This is a genomic window from Flavobacterium sp. OHVDL-2026-0007 (assembly GCF_059882335.1).
Genome location: NZ_CM187612.1, coordinates 391,525 through 406,913 on the forward strand (window position 1 = coordinate 391,525; position 15,389 = coordinate 406,913).

Consider the following 15,389-nt stretch of genomic DNA (forward strand, 5'->3'; position numbering starts at 1 on the left):
TGAAATTGATGGTATAAAAATTCAGATTCTTAGCCACTTAGAATCTAAAGAATAAAACGAAATGAGTAAAAAAAGGATTTTATTAAAAATAGGAAGTAATACCTTAACCAAAGAAACCAATCATATTTCTAGAGGAAAAATTGAGGATATTGGAATGCAGATTGCGGCGCTGAACAAAGACTATGAATTTGTTATTGTGAGTTCTGGAGCTATTGCCGCTGCTAAGCAGTTTGTGAAATTGGAAAGTAAGGGGAAGGAAATAATAGTAAAGCAAGCTTTGGCTTCAATTGGACAACCTCATTTAATGCGGATTTTTCACGAGAATTTTAGTGATCTAGGTTTGTTGACTTCACAATGTTTATTGTCGTATTCGGATTTCGAAAAAGAACAATCCAAAGTGAACATTGTCAATACCATTAATGTTTTAGTAGAGAACAATTATATTCCGATTATCAATGAAAATGACACGGTAGCTACCGATGAGATTCAGTTTGGAGATAATGATAAATTAGCGGCATTAGCAGCTGTTTTATTAAAGGTAGATATTTTGATCATTGCCACCAATACAAGTGGTATTTATACCAAAGCTTCTATTGATGATGACGTTCCTCAAACCATATCTTTGGTGGATGATTTGCAACTGTTGGAAAAGGAAATCGGAACCTCAAAATCATCACACGGTACGGGCGGCATGCAATCAAAAATTGAAGCAGCAGCCATTGCTAAAGCAGCCAATATTGAAACCTGGATCGTCAATGGGCTAGAAGATAATTTTATTTTGAAAGCTTTAAAAAACGAAATTCCTTTTACAAAGATTGTGTAATGCAAAAGAGTAGGATTCCTAATCTTTAATAAAAAACAGAAAACGATGAACTATATTTCAATTCAAGATATTAACTCATTATCAAAATGGGTAAAAAGTGCGTTAAAAATCAAAAAGAACCCACTAAAAAATCAAAACTTAGGAAAAAATAAAACACTGGGAATGCTTTTCTTTAACCCCAGTTTAAGAACGCGTTTGAGTACTCAAAAAGCGGCAATAAACTTAGGGATGAACGTTATGGTAATGAATTTTACCAACGAAGGCTGGACCTTGGAGTTCGAAGACGGAGCGATCATGAATTCGGGCGCTTCAGAGCATATTAAAGAAGCGGCTGAAGTAGTGTCACAGTATTGTGATATTATAGCCATTCGTGCTTTTGCTGGTTTGGTGGATAAAGAAAAAGATTATGCTGAAACAGTAATTTCAGGATTTTTAAAACATGCTACCGTGCCTATAGTCAATATGGAAAGTGCTGTTCGTCATCCATTACAATCTTTGGCTGATGCCATTACAATGGAAGAGTACAAAACCAAGCACAAAGCAAAAGTGGTGCTTTCATGGGCGCCACATCCAAAAGCTTTGCCTCAGGCAGTAGCGAATTCTTTTGTGGAAATGATGCAAATGCAAAAAGATATGGACTTTGTCATTACACATCCAGAAGGTTATGAGTTGAGTCCGGAGATCACTAAAGATTGCCAGATCGAATACGATCAAAATAAGGCATTTGAAAATGCTGATTTTGTGTATGTGAAAAACTGGAGTAATTTCAACGATTATGGAAAAGTAACCAACTTAGATCCAAGTTGGACCGTTACGGCTGAAAAAATGGCTTTAACCAATAATGGGAAATTCATGCATTGTCTTCCTGTTCGTCGTAATGTAATTGTGAGTGATGAAGTGATCGATAGTGAAAATTCTATTGTGATTCAACAAGCCAATAACAGAACGTATTCAGCTCAATTAGTTTTACAGAAGATCTTAAAAAAGTTGTAATTAGAGAGGTTAAAGTTTCAGAGGCTGTGCAAGCGAATATTTTGAATGAAAAAGGGGTGACGCCTGATAATTTTAACAGTTCATAACCTTAAAGTATGCAAGTTACAGTAATAAAAATAGGCGGAAACATAATCGATAATCCAAGTGAATTAGAACAGTTCTTAACGGACTTCTCTAAAATAGAAGGCTATAAAGTTTTGGTTCACGGTGGTGGAAAATCGGCTACAAAAATGGCGCAAAGTATCGGTTTAGCTCCTCAAATGATAGAGGGGCGACGTATTACTGATGCGGCCATGCTCGAAGTGGTTGTGATGATCTATGCCGGACAAATCAATAAGGATATAGTGGCTCAATTACAGGCAAAAGGGGCTAACGCTCTTGGCTTGTCAGGAGCAGATGGGAATTTGATTCAGTCCACCAAACGCAATCATCCTACAATTGATTACGGTTTTGTTGGGGATGTAAAGCAGGTGAATGTGGCTTTATTGAAAACCTTGTTGGAAATTGGAATTGTACCGGTTTGTTGTGCTATAACGCACGATAAAAACGGACAATTATTGAATACCAATGCCGATACCATAGCTAGTGAATTAGCTATTGCCTTGGCTGAAGTTTTTGATGTGACCTTGACCTATTGTTTTGAAAAACAAGGTGTTTTGCAGGACTCCGAAGATGATACATCTGTGATTACGGCTATAAATGAAGCTTTGTACAAGGAGTTAAAAGAGCAAAAGGTTATCCATTCAGGCATGATTCCTAAATTGGATAATTGTTTCAATAGTTTAGCAAAAGGCGTTCAGCGAATCAAAATAGGACACCATAGAATGTTGCAAGACCCAGCTGTTTTGCATACAACCATTACATTATAGCAGAAAAAAGTTGCTAAGTTTACAAGAAACTAAGACTTTTGCAGTCTTAGAACTTCATAGTCTAAGCACCTCAGACTTAATAAAAAATGAAAAACATAAAAACCCTTACCCAAGAGGCCATTATATTATTAAAAAATCTAATTGAGACCCCTTCGTTTTCGAGTGAAGAGGAGCAAACAGCACTTTTAATTGAAAATTGGTTCCATCAAAACGAAATTCCTTTTAAAAGAGAAAATAATAATGTGTGGGCTTTCAATAAATATTTTGATCAAAACAAACCTACACTTTTACTGAATTCGCATCACGATACGGTAAAACCCAATCAAGCTTATACTAATGATCCGTTTAAACCCATCGAAAAAGACGGTAAATTATTCGGTTTGGGAAGTAATGATGCGGGAGGATGTTTGGTCTCTTTATTGGCTACTTTCGTTCATTTTTACGAAAATCAACAGCTGCCTTATAACTTGGTTATCGTGGCCTCTGCTGAAGAAGAAAGCAGTGGAAAAAACGGTTTAAACAGTGTTTTAAAACATTTGCCAGAATTGGATTGCGCTATAGTGGGGGAACCTACTTTGATGCAATTGGCAGTAGCTGAAAAAGGCTTATTGGTTCTGGATGTAAAAGTAAAAGGAACAGCTAGTCATGCTGCACATCAAAACGAAGATAATGCCTTATACAAATCAATTCCAGTAATGGAATGGTTTAAAAATTATAAATTCGATAAAATTTCTGAAGTGTTAGGTCCTGTAAAAATGACCGTAACACAGATTAATGCTGGAAAACAGCACAATGTAGTACCTTCAGAATGTGATTTAGTGATTGATATTCGCGTAAACGATTGTTACTCGAATGCCGAAATACTTGAAGTAGTAAAAGCCAATGTAGCGGCTGAAGTTACACCTCGATCCATGCATTTGAATGCGTCATCTATTCCAATAGCACATGATTTGGTTCAAGCCGGTATCGCTTTAGGAAGAACAACTTATGGTTCGCCAACGCTTTCTGATCAGTCCGTTTTAAGTTGTCAATCTCTAAAACTAGGACCAGGGGAAACCTTACGCTCACATTCGGCTGACGAATTTATTTTTATCAACGAAATAGAAGAAGGAGTCGCTTTGTATATTCAAATACTAACTGATTTCTTTAAAATATAATTTCACCAATTGATCCTTAGCGGGTTTAATAAACCTTTGGGATTTTGAAAAAAAAATGACCTATGAAACTTTGGGAAAAAGGAATTGCAACAGATAAACAGATCGAACACTTTACCGTTGGAAACGATAGAGAACTTGATTTAGTACTGGCTAAATATGATGCATTAGGATCTATTGCACATGCAAAAATGCTAGGACAAATTGGACTTCTAACGGCTGATGAAACCAATTCATTAGTAGAAGCTTTACAGGAAATTATTACCGATGCCGAAAAAGGAAATTTCGTGATCGAAGATAGTTTTGAAGATGTGCATTCTAAAATTGAATACCTACTTACGGTAAAACTAGGCGATGCTGGAAAGAAAATCCATACCGCTCGTTCGCGTAACGATCAAGTTTTAGTTGATGTGCATTTATACTTGAAAGACGAGGTAAAAGCATTAAAGGAACAGGTAAAAAGTCTGTTTGATTTGTTAATGCAATCTGCAGAGAAACATCAAAATGTCCTATTGCCAGGGTATACGCATTTGCAAATTGCCATGCCTTCTTCATTTGGAATGTGGTTCTCCGCTTATGCCGAAAGCCTTATCGATGATATTACGATGCTTAATGCAGCGGCAAAAATTGTAGATCAAAACCCATTGGGATCGGCTGCAGGTTATGGTAGTTCGTTTCCAATCAATAGAACCTTCACTACAAAAGAATTAGGTTTTGAGACTTTAAAGTACAATGCTGTTGCCGCACAAATGAGTCGTGGTAAAGCAGAAAAAACTGTCGCTTTTGCAATGAGCAGTGTGGCGGCTACCTTGTCTAAATTTGCTATGGATGTTTGTTTGTATATGAGTCAGAATTTTGATTTCATCAGTTTGCCATCGCATTTGACAACAGGTTCAAGCATTATGCCTCATAAGAAGAACCCAGATGTGTTTGAGTTAATTCGTGGAAAATGCAACAAAATTCAAGCTCTACCGTACGAAATTACATTGATCACCAATAATTTACCAAGTGGTTATCATAGAGATTTACAACTTTTAAAAGAAGGATTGTTTCCAGCGATTCAAAACTTAAAAGCCTGTTTGGATATTGCTATTTTCTCTATAAAAGACATTACGGTAAAAGACCATATCCTAGACGATAAAAAATACGATTATCTCTTTACGGTGGATACTTTAAATGAAATGGTGGTGGCAGGTATGCCTTTTAGAGATGCTTATAAAGAAGTAGCCGAACAACTAGAAAACGGGACCTTTACCTCTCCAAAAGAAACCAAGCACACACATGAAGGAAGTATCAATAACTTGTGCTTAGAAGCGATAAAAGAGAAGATGATGAAATCTTACTAATGAGAAAATGCGTTATGAGTTTCATAACGCATTTTTTTTGTTCCTATAATGCTTTATTTGTAAGACAGAAAAATCAGCATAAATACATTATATTTGATACTCTTTATTATAATGTAATGCTATGACACAATTTGAAGAACAAGCTACTGAGAAGCTTTTTGAGAAAGGCCTCATTACGCAAGAACAGTTGGTGCAAGTAAAGGCCTATCGCAGTTTAGGTATTTTTTCGTTGCATGCTGAATTACAGGCATTGCTGTATTTGTCGGTTGTATTGTTCACCACTGGAATCGGAATCTTGATTTATCAGAACATCGATACCATAGGGCATATGGCTATTTTAGGCTTGTTGTTCCTAGTCATGTTAAGTTGTTTTTATTTTTGCTTTACCCGATCTAAGGGATTTCAAAAAGCAGAAACTACCTTTGAGAGTCCCATTTTATCCTACCTGGTTCTGGCTGCTAGTATACTGAGTTGTATTTTTATAGGCTATTTGCAATTTCAATACAAAACCTTCGGGACACATTATGGTTTGGCTACTCTCATTCCCACAATAGTCAGTTTCTTTTGCGCTTACTATTTTGACAACAAGAGTGTTTTGACCATAGCCATTACGGGTTTAGCTGCCTATGTTGGGCTTTCTGTTAGACCTCAGGATCTACTAAATAATACTACTTTTTATTCGGATCAAAGTCTAGCTTATTGGGCTGTACTATTGGGAATCTTATTGATTCTTTGGACCATCTATAGTACAAGAATAGCGCTAAAAACGCATTTTAGCCTTATTTTTTTAACTTTTGCTTTGCACCTCATTAGTCTTGCAGCGCTTAGTAATTTAATAAACTCCTATATCGGTATTGGGCTGGTTTTTGCCGTGGTTTTGGCTGGTTCCTCCTATTATTTTTATAAAGTGAGTCACGAGCTTGAAGCAATTTCGTTATATATCTTCATGATTATTTATGGGTATGTTGGTTTGAATATTGTTTTATTTAGAATCTTTGAGAATATTGATTTTTCGGCTATTTGGGAGTTATTTGTTTTCTTATTGCCTGTTTATTTCATTGGTTCTATCGTATTGTTTATTAAACTCATTAAGAACTTCAATAAAGAGCTAGCCAAATGATTGCACACGAAAAACAATTTTTAGATGATTTGGCTTTGCTGGAAGAAGCAGACTCTTTACAAAAAGGAGGATTTATAACTAAAGAACAAAGAGAGTCCATTAAAAAGAATTTAGCGCATTTTAAAATGCACCATAATATTTTGGTGCGTTTGGGATTCTTTTTGTTGGGGTCCTTTTTATACGGATCAATTTGCGGGGCGATTTCTTTATTTGGACTCAGTGGAGAGCAGTTTTTTTTCAATATTTGCTGTTATCTTTTTGCTGGAGTTGGTTTTGCCGGTGCAGAATTTTTAACCCAACGAAAATACTACAGTCATGGATTGGATGACGCTTTTATTTTGGGGGCCATTTTGAATGTAGCTATAGCGGTTGGTATTACAACAGATGGGCATGAATTAACGGTTGCCTTTTTCGCCTCATTGGCATCTTTTGTATGTTATAAGAGGTATTTGCATTTAGGAGCGATGCTTGTTTTTTGTTTGGCTTGCAGCGCTGTACTGTGTTTGGGCTTATTGGAGTGGGGAAGCCTGGGAAAAATGATTTTGCCATTTGTTGTTTTAGTGGTTTCTGGTGTTTTTTATTTTTTTACCAAAAAAGCAATGAACCACTTGAAACAAAGTTACCATTACAAAGGTCTTTTATTGGCCAACAGTTTTTGTTTGATACTGTTTTATCTTTCCTGCAACTATTTAGTAGTCAGAGAGCTTTCAGTAGTGCTTTTAGGAAATGAAATTCTTCCAGGAAATGATATTGCTTTTGCAGTTTTCTTTTATGCTTTCACAGCTATAATTCCAATTGTTTATTTGTTTCAGGCTTTAAAAACAAAAGATAGAATACTGCTTTGGATCAGTTTTTTGGCTATAGGATTTTCGATGTACAGCATCCGATTTTATTATTCCGTATTGCCCATAGAGGTAGTGTTAACATTGGGCGGATTAGTTTTGTTCGCCATAGCCTATTTTATGATAAAAAAGTTAAAAGATAAGGAAACAGGATTGACCTTTACACCCGATAGACTCCATGAGTCAAATGCCTTTTTAAATGCCGAAGCTTTAATTGTTGCTTCAACATTCGGAATGAAACCAGAAGTAAAACCAGTCAATCCGATGGAATTTGGAGGTGGAGGTTTTAGTGGTGGAGGTTCAGAAGGAAGTTTTTAAAATAGAAGTCACAGATTAAAAAGAGAGTGTTGCTTTTAATCTGTGACCAAAATACAATTAGACTTTAGCTTTTAAAGCCTCTGCGTCAATATCGCTATGAGAAACATGATAAACGGCTTTTTCGTTTTTGATTAAGATCAATTGTGGCGATTCGTGATAGACATCAAATCGGCTCGCAATTTCGTTGGAGATATCGCGGTGCTCGATTAAGTCTAGAAAATAAGCCTTAACTTTATTGTCCAAAGCAAATTCTCTTTCGAATTGTTTTAGCGCCATTCTACTAATACTGCAACGCGTACTGTGTTTAAATATAAAGCTAGGGCTATCGTTAGATTCCGTTTGAATTTGGTCTAATTGTGTTAAATTAGTTAAGGGAATCCAGTTTATTTTTGATTCTGCTGCTTTATTTTGGTCAGAATCTCCAAATAGTGAAGTTAGAAAACTCATATTTTGTCGTTATTTATGACTTTTTGGCGTTTAAAATTGCTGAAATGTGAATTTATAGCGCCATTTTGTCTGTTTTTATACTGTGGAATGTAATTTGAGAAATAATAAACAAAGTTACTTATTAAAATAGAATCATAAATCATAAATCAAATAAAGATGAACATAAATAAATTTACAATCAAATCGCAAGAAGCTATACAGCTTTCTCAGCAGTTGGCTCAACAGTATGGTCAACAGCAAATAGAGAATGAGCATATCTTCAAAGCTATTTTTGAAGTTGATGAAAATGTGGCACCATTTATTTTGAAAAAACTCAATGTAAACGTGCCTTTGTTTCTTCAAATTCTAGATAGCACCATTCAGAGCTTTCCAAAAGTTTCTGGAGGAGATGTTATGCTTTCTAGAGGAGCAAATACCACTTTGAACGAAGCGGAAATCATTGCACAAAAAATGAACGATGAGTTCGTTTCTATTGAGCATTTAATGCTGGCTATTTTTGCTTCGAAAAGCAAAGTGGCGCAAATTTTAAAAGACCAAGGTGTTACCGATAAAGGATTAAGAGCGGCTATTGATGAATTGCGTAAAGGAGAACGCGTTACTTCTGCCTCTGCTGAAGAAACGTATAATTCATTGAATAAATACGCCAAGAATCTAAATGAATTAGCCCGTACAGGAAAATTAGATCCTGTTATTGGACGAGATGAAGAAATTAGACGAGTATTGCAAATTTTAACGCGTCGAACTAAAAACAACCCGATGTTAATTGGGGAACCTGGAGTGGGTAAAACCGCAATTGCTGAAGGTTTGGCACGAAGAATCGTCAATGGTGACGTGCCAGAAAACCTAAAGGATAAAATTGTGTTTTCATTGGATATGGGAGCCTTGATTGCGGGTGCTAAATACAAAGGAGAATTCGAAGAACGATTGAAATCGGTGGTAAAAGAAGTGACGGCAGCCGAAGGCGATATCGTCTTGTTTATAGATGAGATTCATACTTTAGTAGGTGCAGGTGGAGGAGAGGGCGCAATGGATGCGGCTAATATTCTAAAACCTGCCTTAGCTCGTGGAGAATTAAGAGCTATTGGAGCTACTACTTTGGATGAATATCAAAAATACTTTGAAAAAGATAAGGCGCTTGAACGTCGTTTCCAAAAAATTGTCATTGATGAGCCTGATACCGAAAGTGCGATTTCCATCTTACGTGGAATCAAGGAAAAATATGAGACACATCATAAAGTTCAGATAAAAGACGAGGCAATTATTGCAGCAGTTGAGCTTTCTCAACGTTATATTACCAATCGTTTCCTACCGGATAAAGCGATTGATTTAATGGATGAAGCTGCTTCTAAATTGCGTATGGAAATCAATTCAAAACCAGAAGAATTGGATGTTTTGGATCGAAAAATTATGCAATTAGAAATTGAAATCGAGGCCATAAAACGTGAGAAAGAAGAAAGCAAGCTCAAAGTTTTGCATATGGACTTGGCTAATTTGAAAGAAGAACGAAATGAGATCTACGTGAAGTGGAAATCGGAAAAAGATGTGGTAGATGGAATTCAGGCTGTCAAATTAGAGCTTGAAGACTTTAAACACCAGGCCGATCGTGCCGAACGTGATGGTGATTACGGAAAAGTAGCCGAGATTCGTTACGGAAAAATTAAAGAAGCGCAAGAAAGACTAGAAGGCTTGTTGAAAGAGCTGCACGAATATCAATCAGGACATTCTTTGATCAAAGAAGAAGTAACCCGAGAAGATATAGCAGAAGTTGTAGCCAAGTGGACTGGTATTCCAGTGATGAAAATGCTGCAAACCGAAAGAGAAAAACTCTTGCATTTGGAGGATGAGTTACACCGACGTGTAGTAGGTCAAGAAGAAGCCATCGAAGCAGTAAGTGATGCTGTAAGGCGAAGTAGAGCTGGTTTACAGGATATGAAAAAACCGGTGGGTACCTTCCTGTTTTTAGGAACTACGGGAGTCGGTAAAACGGAGCTAGCAAAAGCTTTGGCGGAATATTTATTCGATGATGAAAATGCGATGACCAGAATTGATATGAGTGAATATCAAGAACGTCATAGTGTGAGTAGATTAGTTGGTGCACCTCCAGGATATGTAGGTTATGATGAAGGTGGACAATTAACGGAGGCGGTACGTAGAAAACCCTATTCTGTAATTCTGTTAGATGAGATTGAGAAAGCGCATCCAGATACCTTTAATATTTTATTACAAGTATTGGATGAAGGGCGATTGACCGATAACAAAGGTCGTTTGGCTGATTTTAAAAATACGATTATCATCATGACTTCTAATATGGGAAGTCAGATTATACAAGAGAAATTTGAAAATTTAAAAGGGGGTATTGAAGCTGCTACGGAGGCAGCCAAAGTAGAAGTGCTTGGGTTGTTGAAACAAACCGTGCGTCCGGAATTTATAAACCGTATTGACGAAATTGTATTGTTCCCACCTTTAACAGTGGCTAATATTACTCAAATTGTCGGTTTACAATTGAAAAGTGTGACTAAAATGTTGGCTTTACAAGGTATCACCATGGATGCAACTCCGGAAGCAATTACCTATCTAGCCGATAAAGGATTTGATCCGCAATTCGGAGCAAGACCCGTAAAACGTGTGATACAAAGAGACGTTTTAAACCAATTGTCGAAAGAAATTTTGGCAGGGCACATTACAACCGATAGTATTATTTTATTAGACGCTTTTGATGGTCAGTTGGTTTTTAGAAACCAGACACCAGAAGTAGCCCAATAAGGTTTCATTTTTGATAGTTTAGAAGCATCAGTCGTAAGGCTGGTGCTTTTTTTTTTAGCTATTAACTGTAAATCAGTAAAATACTACTTATTTTTTGAAAGAATTTGTATGTATTTTGGAATTAAGTTCAGATCTTTACATAAACCGACTTAGGTAAAAAGAGCGTCGGGTATAAAACAAATTAAAATCAAATCATATGAACAATATATTTAGAGGTTTAATAGCAGGTTATGGTGCGAAAAAGTTAGGTGGTGGTTGCTTTGGAACTATTTTCGTTTTTATTATCATTTGGGTAATTTTAGGGCAATGTAGTTAAAATGGAATACAGAAAGTCTCATAGGAATATTTGCTTAAATTGGTATAAAGAGAATCGAACAAAAAGTGTTAGATTCGCATAAAATAACAATATGCATTAATTCTATTGGGGTAGAGCCCAGACTGTCTTAGTGTAATTCCAAAAACAAATAGAATGGCGTCAGGGTTTTTCGTTTTATTAGATGATATTGCAGCAATTATGGATGATGTTGCTGTAATGAGTAAGGTTGCCGTAAAAAAAACAGCAGGTATTTTAGGGGATGATTTGGCAGTGAACGCCGAAAAAGCTTCAGGCTTTATTTCTTCCAGAGAACTTCCTGTATTGTGGGCCATTGGTAAAGGTTCTTTTATCAATAAATTAATCATTTTGCCTATAGCCTTTTTACTGAGTGCTTTTTTGCCTGTGGCTATTATTGTGATCTTAGTATTGGGTGGGCTTTTTTTAGCCTATGAAGGAGCAGAGAAGATATTTGAATTTTTCTTTCCTCACCCTCATGCGAAAGTACACCTAAGCACAGAGCACCTAACAGAAGAAGAAATTTTAGCTACCGAAAAAGAAAAAATAAAATCTGCGATTGTGACTGATTTTATATTATCAGTGGAAATCGTCATTATTGCCCTAGGGACTGTCATTGGACAACCGATTTTATCACAGATTATGGTGGTGTCCATTATTGCAATAGTAGCAACTATTGGGGTTTATGGAATCGTAGCGCTTATCGTAAGAATGGATGAATTGGGTTTAAAACTTATTCAAATGAGTAAAAAAGAACGCAGTATATCCAAAACAATAGGGAATCTACTGGTACAAGCCCTTCCAAAAGTGATTCAGAGTTTATCAGTAATTGGGACCATCGCTTTACTCTTAGTGGCGGGGGGTATTTTTGTTCATAATATAGAATTCTTCCATCATTTAGTTCCGCAATTGCCAGCTGTGGTAAAAGAATTTATCATAGGACTTGTTATTGGCTTTTTAGTTTTGGGGGTAGTAACTCTAATAAAGAAAATATTGCCTAAAAAAGAAACAGCGGCCTAAGGTTGTTGTTATGTACTACTATAACACCAGTTGTGAGGCTGGTGTTTTTTTTGTTTTATACCCAAGCGGCCTGCTGATTTTTAACCACTGTTTTACGGATTATAGTCTCGGGCAATAGTTGAGTATTTTGGGAGTAGAAAAAGCGAAAGAAAAAGAGTTTTAGTAGAGAGTCAAGACCTGAAGAATGTCGTTTTTATTAAAAAAAGGTAGGGGTTGCGTGAATTTTTTTGATGAAATAACCTCTTGGTTTATAGTTGTTTATCGGTTGGTGTAAAATATTTAACATTTTTTAAAAGCAACCAAAGCAATCCTTCTTCATCTTCATAGTAATTAATAACAAATAATTATTTTATGAAAAAGTTTAAATTAAAATCAGTTTTAGTGGTATTGTTCTTGGCAACAGCATTGGTTTCATGCAGTAATGATGATGATAAAGTAACGGCTCCAGGAGAAAGTACAAAAAATGCTTTAGTGACAGAAATTAAAGGACCAGAAACTGGAAAAGTAAACGAAGAGTTGAGTTATGATGTGACTTTTATCGTGGACAACGCTTGTGGAGAATTCAATAAATTCACAGAAGTAACTTTAGGTACTGAAAAAGGATGGCAAGTTGAAGTTAAATACCCAGGTGGAGTTTGTACACAACAAGTGCCAGATCCTAAAAAAACCGTTTACAAATTCAAATCGGCTACAGCAGGAACTTTTGAAATTAAATTCAGAAAATCAGAAACTGAATTCATAACACAAAAAGTGATTATTGAATAGTCTGTAAAAATATAATAAGTGGCTTACTAATCTACTGTTCTTGGCTTTGCCAATTTTTAAACCGTTTTATTCTTGTTTCTTTTGATCAAAAACCATTGAAAAGAAATATTTATAAAACGGTTTTTCGGTTACTATCTAGAAAATTAACTATTTTTGCAATCTAAAAATTTTAAGTCATGCCGAATAAGAAATATAAAATTGCTGTTATTCAGTTGAACCTAAATGATGTTGCTGAAAACAACTTGAAAAAATGTATCAGTTGGGTTCGAGATGCAGCAACTAAAGGTGCTGAAGTTATTTTGTTACCAGAATTGTATAGTAGCCACTACTTTTGTCAAAGTGAAGATGTTGATAATTTTGCTTTAGCGGAACCTTTATATAGTACTTCATTTATAGCTTTTAGCGCTTTAGCTAAGGAATTGGGAGTGGTAATTATTGTTCCTTTCTTTGAAAAAAGAATGGCAGGAATATATCATAACAGTGCTTATATTATCGATACAGATGGATCGGAAGCAGGATTGTACCGTAAGATGCATATTCCAGATGATCCTCATTTTTATGAAAAATTCTATTTCACACCTGGGGATTTAGGATTTCAAGCTATTGAAACAAAAAAAGGAAAAATAGGAACGTTGATCTGTTGGGATCAATGGTATCCAGAAGCAGCTCGTATTACTGCTTTAAAAGGGGCAGAGGTGTTGTTTTACCCAACGGCAATTGGATGGCATCCTAAAGAAAAAGAGCAATATGGTGAAAATCAATATGGCGCTTGGATGAACGTGATGAAAGGACATGCTGTTGCAAATGGTGTATTCGTAGCTGCTGCCAATAGAATTGGTTTAGAGCAATATATAGACGGTACCGATGGAATTCAGTTTTGGGGAGCTTCATTTATTGCAGGGCCTCAAGGTGAAATTTTAGCACAGGCTTCACACGATAAAGAAGAAATTTTGATTGCTGAAGTAGATTTAGATTTACAAGAAAATGTGCGTCAAAACTGGCCTTTTTTCAGAGACAGAAGAATTGACGCCTTTGGAGATATTACCAAAAGAGCGATTGATTAATTCAGTTTAGTTCATTCGTATAAAAGTAAAAAGGGGCTATTTCAAATGAAACGGCCCCTTTTTGCTTGGTTTATCTCGTTGTGAAAAAGGAGAACTTATAGAGCAAAAAAAAAACAGTAGTAAACTCTCGCTTACTACTGTTTAAAAATGTGTACTGTATTGTTGTTAATCCTGTATTACTTTTCAGGACTAGACACTATAGTAATTAGTTTACTTTGAAAGTAACTCTTCTTACGATTTGACGTGCTTCTTTTGATTTTTTGTTCACAGAAGTATCTTCACCGTTTCCACTAACACTTAATCTAGACTCATCGATTCCAGCGTTAACTACAATTTTCTTCACTGCTTCAGCTCTTTTTTGAGACAAAGTTTGGTTGTATGAAGTGTTTCCAATTTCGTCAGCATATCCGATGATAGAAGCCGATTTTGATGGATTGTTTTTTAGGTATTTCACTAAGAAATCAACACCAGATAAAGAAGTATTGGTTGGTTTTGATGAGTTAAAATCGAAGTATACATTTACGTATCCACTGTTAATTAATTCTTCAACTGTACTATTAGTTGCTCCTTTACCATTTTGACCATAAGTCTTTTCTAAGTAGCCTTCTAATTCATCTGGAACACCATTTTGATTGGTATCAATAGATTGTCCTTTTGTGTTTACTGCTACTCCAGTGATAGAGTTTGGCTCTAAATCATATAAATCCGCTACACCATCTTTATCTGTATCTATAAGACCGGTTTCGATTAGTTCAACTCTTTGTTCTAATGCATCGTATTTGTCTTCTTCTCCAACCCAGTCAGCATGTTTCTGATTTTTACCTAAGTAAACAGTCAAACCAACAGAAGCATTAAGTAAAACACCATCGAATGAACCCGTTGTTGTTTGACCCATTCCGTCAAAATTCCAGTTTTGTCTTCCGTTAACGATTCCACTAAGATCTCCAGTTAAAGCAACACGATTGCTAAGTTTAACTTGTCCTGTCAAACCAACGATTCCGTGTGCTATGTAGTCTAGTCCATTAAAACCATCGTCAGATCTTAATTGTGAAACTCCAAATCCACCGTGAGCTAATAAACCAATAGTGTTGGTCCAAGTTTCAAAGTTTAATGCTCTACCAATGTTTACAACCCCTTGTAAGCTTGTTCTAAAAGCTTTAGTGTCAAAAGGTGCTGTATTGTCGCGTTCTTGAAATTGATCGTATCCAAGGTCTAATTTCAAACCAAATTTAGGGCTAAACATATAGCGTACTCCTAAATCAGCATGAAAAGGATTTAATGTTGACGTAGAGTAACCAGGAGTCAATGCTCTAGTTGGTTTGTTAAGACCGCCATTAAGTTCGATAGACCATTTATTAAAAGTAGGTTGATCAATAGTACTTGCAGTGGTCTTTGCCATGTTCTGTGCACTTGCCGTAACTGCCAGTAATAAAAGTGATAAGGAAGCTAATTTCTTCTTCATAATATCTGAATTTTAAGTTGATTTTTATTGTTAAACTTAAGGCAAAAATAGAATTCAGCTTTTAGATACTGT

General features: G+C 35.9%; 13 protein-coding genes. 11 read left to right on the plus strand and 2 right to left on the minus strand.

The features are described from left to right. The first annotated feature begins 61 nt into the window (after positions 1 to 61). From proB to AC51AA_RS01695, 7 genes are all read left to right on the plus strand, one after another. Positions 62 to 823: a glutamate 5-kinase gene (gene proB, locus AC51AA_RS01665; RefSeq protein WP_500704009.1), complete on the plus strand. Its 762-nt coding sequence runs from the start codon at positions 62 to 64 to the stop codon at positions 821 to 823. A 45-nt stretch (positions 824 to 868) separates the two neighbouring features. After that, positions 869 to 1,816: an N-acetylornithine carbamoyltransferase gene (locus tag AC51AA_RS01670; protein WP_500704010.1), complete on the plus strand. Its 948-nt coding sequence runs from the start codon at positions 869 to 871 to the stop codon at positions 1,814 to 1,816. Between the two features lie 95 nt (positions 1,817 to 1,911). Then, positions 1,912 to 2,685: an acetylglutamate kinase gene (gene argB / locus AC51AA_RS01675; RefSeq protein ID WP_500704011.1), complete on the plus strand. Its 774-nt coding sequence runs from the start codon at positions 1,912 to 1,914 to the stop codon at positions 2,683 to 2,685. An 86-nt stretch (positions 2,686 to 2,771) separates the two neighbouring features. Continuing rightward, a complete protein-coding gene (locus tag AC51AA_RS01680) occupies positions 2,772 to 3,842 on the plus strand; it encodes a M20 family metallo-hydrolase (protein ID WP_500704012.1) in 1,071 nt (356 codons plus the stop codon). Positions 3,843 to 3,904: 62 nt separating this feature from the next. Then, positions 3,905 to 5,185 (plus strand): argininosuccinate lyase, encoded by a 1,281-nt coding sequence (argH, locus tag AC51AA_RS01685; protein ID WP_500704013.1) that lies wholly within the window; start codon positions 3,905 to 3,907, stop codon positions 5,183 to 5,185. A 121-nt stretch (positions 5,186 to 5,306) separates the two neighbouring features. Continuing rightward, positions 5,307 to 6,305 carry a DUF2157 domain-containing protein gene (locus AC51AA_RS01690; protein WP_500704014.1) on the plus strand — a complete coding sequence of 333 codons (999 nt, stop codon included), beginning with the start codon at positions 5,307 to 5,309 and terminating at the stop codon, positions 6,303 to 6,305. Continuing rightward, positions 6,302 to 7,465 carry a hypothetical protein gene (locus AC51AA_RS01695; protein ID WP_500704015.1) on the plus strand — a complete coding sequence of 388 codons (1,164 nt, stop codon included), beginning with the start codon at positions 6,302 to 6,304 and terminating at the stop codon, positions 7,463 to 7,465. The genes AC51AA_RS01690 and AC51AA_RS01695 overlap by 4 nt, the downstream gene beginning before the upstream one ends. A 57-nt stretch (positions 7,466 to 7,522) precedes the next feature. Here AC51AA_RS01695 and ytxJ read toward each other — a convergent pair whose 3' ends face one another. After that, positions 7,523 to 7,912, minus strand: coding sequence for a bacillithiol system redox-active protein YtxJ (ytxJ, locus tag AC51AA_RS01700; RefSeq protein ID WP_500704016.1), 390 nt, complete (start codon positions 7,910 to 7,912; stop codon positions 7,523 to 7,525). A gap of 156 nt (positions 7,913 to 8,068) precedes the next feature. Here ytxJ and clpB point away from each other — a divergent pair, with 156 nt between their 5' ends. From clpB to AC51AA_RS01720, 4 genes are all read left to right on the plus strand, one after another. Further along, positions 8,069 to 10,675, plus strand: coding sequence for an ATP-dependent chaperone ClpB (clpB, locus tag AC51AA_RS01705; RefSeq protein WP_500704017.1), 2,607 nt, complete (start codon positions 8,069 to 8,071; stop codon positions 10,673 to 10,675). 469 nt (positions 10,676 to 11,144) lie between these two features. After that, positions 11,145 to 12,026, plus strand: coding sequence for a DUF808 domain-containing protein (locus AC51AA_RS01710; RefSeq protein ID WP_500704018.1), 882 nt, complete (start codon positions 11,145 to 11,147; stop codon positions 12,024 to 12,026). Between the two features lie 351 nt (positions 12,027 to 12,377). After that, a complete protein-coding gene (locus AC51AA_RS01715) occupies positions 12,378 to 12,791 on the plus strand; it encodes a hypothetical protein (protein ID WP_500704019.1) in 414 nt (137 codons plus the stop codon). A 176-nt stretch (positions 12,792 to 12,967) separates the two neighbouring features. Next, entirely contained in the window at positions 12,968 to 13,855 is an 888-nt protein-coding gene (locus AC51AA_RS01720) for a carbon-nitrogen hydrolase (RefSeq protein ID WP_500704020.1), read from the plus strand. Between the two features lie 205 nt (positions 13,856 to 14,060). Here the strand turns inward: AC51AA_RS01720 and AC51AA_RS01725 are convergent, their stop codons facing one another. Beyond that, positions 14,061 to 15,317, minus strand: a complete 1,257-nt coding sequence (locus AC51AA_RS01725; RefSeq protein ID WP_500704021.1) for an OmpA family protein — start codon at positions 15,315 to 15,317, stop codon at positions 14,061 to 14,063. Positions 15,318 to 15,389: the final 72 nt, after the last annotated feature.

What these genes read in the sequence shown, in the direction of transcription:
- proB (WP_500704009.1), top strand. Translation starts at nt 62, where the DNA reads ATGAGTAAAAAAAGGATTTTATTAAAAATAGGAAGTAATACCTTAACC.
- AC51AA_RS01670 (WP_500704010.1), top strand. Translation starts at nt 869, where the DNA reads ATGAACTATATTTCAATTCAAGATATTAACTCATTATCAAAATGGGTA.
- argB (WP_500704011.1), top strand. Translation starts at nt 1,912, where the DNA reads ATGCAAGTTACAGTAATAAAAATAGGCGGAAACATAATCGATAATCCA.
- AC51AA_RS01680 (WP_500704012.1), top strand. Translation starts at nt 2,772, where the DNA reads ATGAAAAACATAAAAACCCTTACCCAAGAGGCCATTATATTATTAAAA.
- argH (WP_500704013.1), top strand. Translation starts at nt 3,905, where the DNA reads ATGAAACTTTGGGAAAAAGGAATTGCAACAGATAAACAGATCGAACAC.
- AC51AA_RS01690 (WP_500704014.1), top strand. Translation starts at nt 5,307, where the DNA reads ATGACACAATTTGAAGAACAAGCTACTGAGAAGCTTTTTGAGAAAGGC.
- AC51AA_RS01695 (WP_500704015.1), top strand. Translation starts at nt 6,302, where the DNA reads ATGATTGCACACGAAAAACAATTTTTAGATGATTTGGCTTTGCTGGAA.
- ytxJ (WP_500704016.1), bottom strand. Translation starts at nt 7,912, where the DNA reads ATGAGTTTTCTAACTTCACTATTTGGAGATTCTGACCAAAATAAAGCA.
- clpB (WP_500704017.1), top strand. Translation starts at nt 8,069, where the DNA reads ATGAACATAAATAAATTTACAATCAAATCGCAAGAAGCTATACAGCTT.
- AC51AA_RS01710 (WP_500704018.1), top strand. Translation starts at nt 11,145, where the DNA reads ATGGCGTCAGGGTTTTTCGTTTTATTAGATGATATTGCAGCAATTATG.
- AC51AA_RS01715 (WP_500704019.1), top strand. Translation starts at nt 12,378, where the DNA reads ATGAAAAAGTTTAAATTAAAATCAGTTTTAGTGGTATTGTTCTTGGCA.
- AC51AA_RS01720 (WP_500704020.1), top strand. Translation starts at nt 12,968, where the DNA reads ATGCCGAATAAGAAATATAAAATTGCTGTTATTCAGTTGAACCTAAAT.
- AC51AA_RS01725 (WP_500704021.1), bottom strand. Translation starts at nt 15,317, where the DNA reads ATGAAGAAGAAATTAGCTTCCTTATCACTTTTATTACTGGCAGTTACG.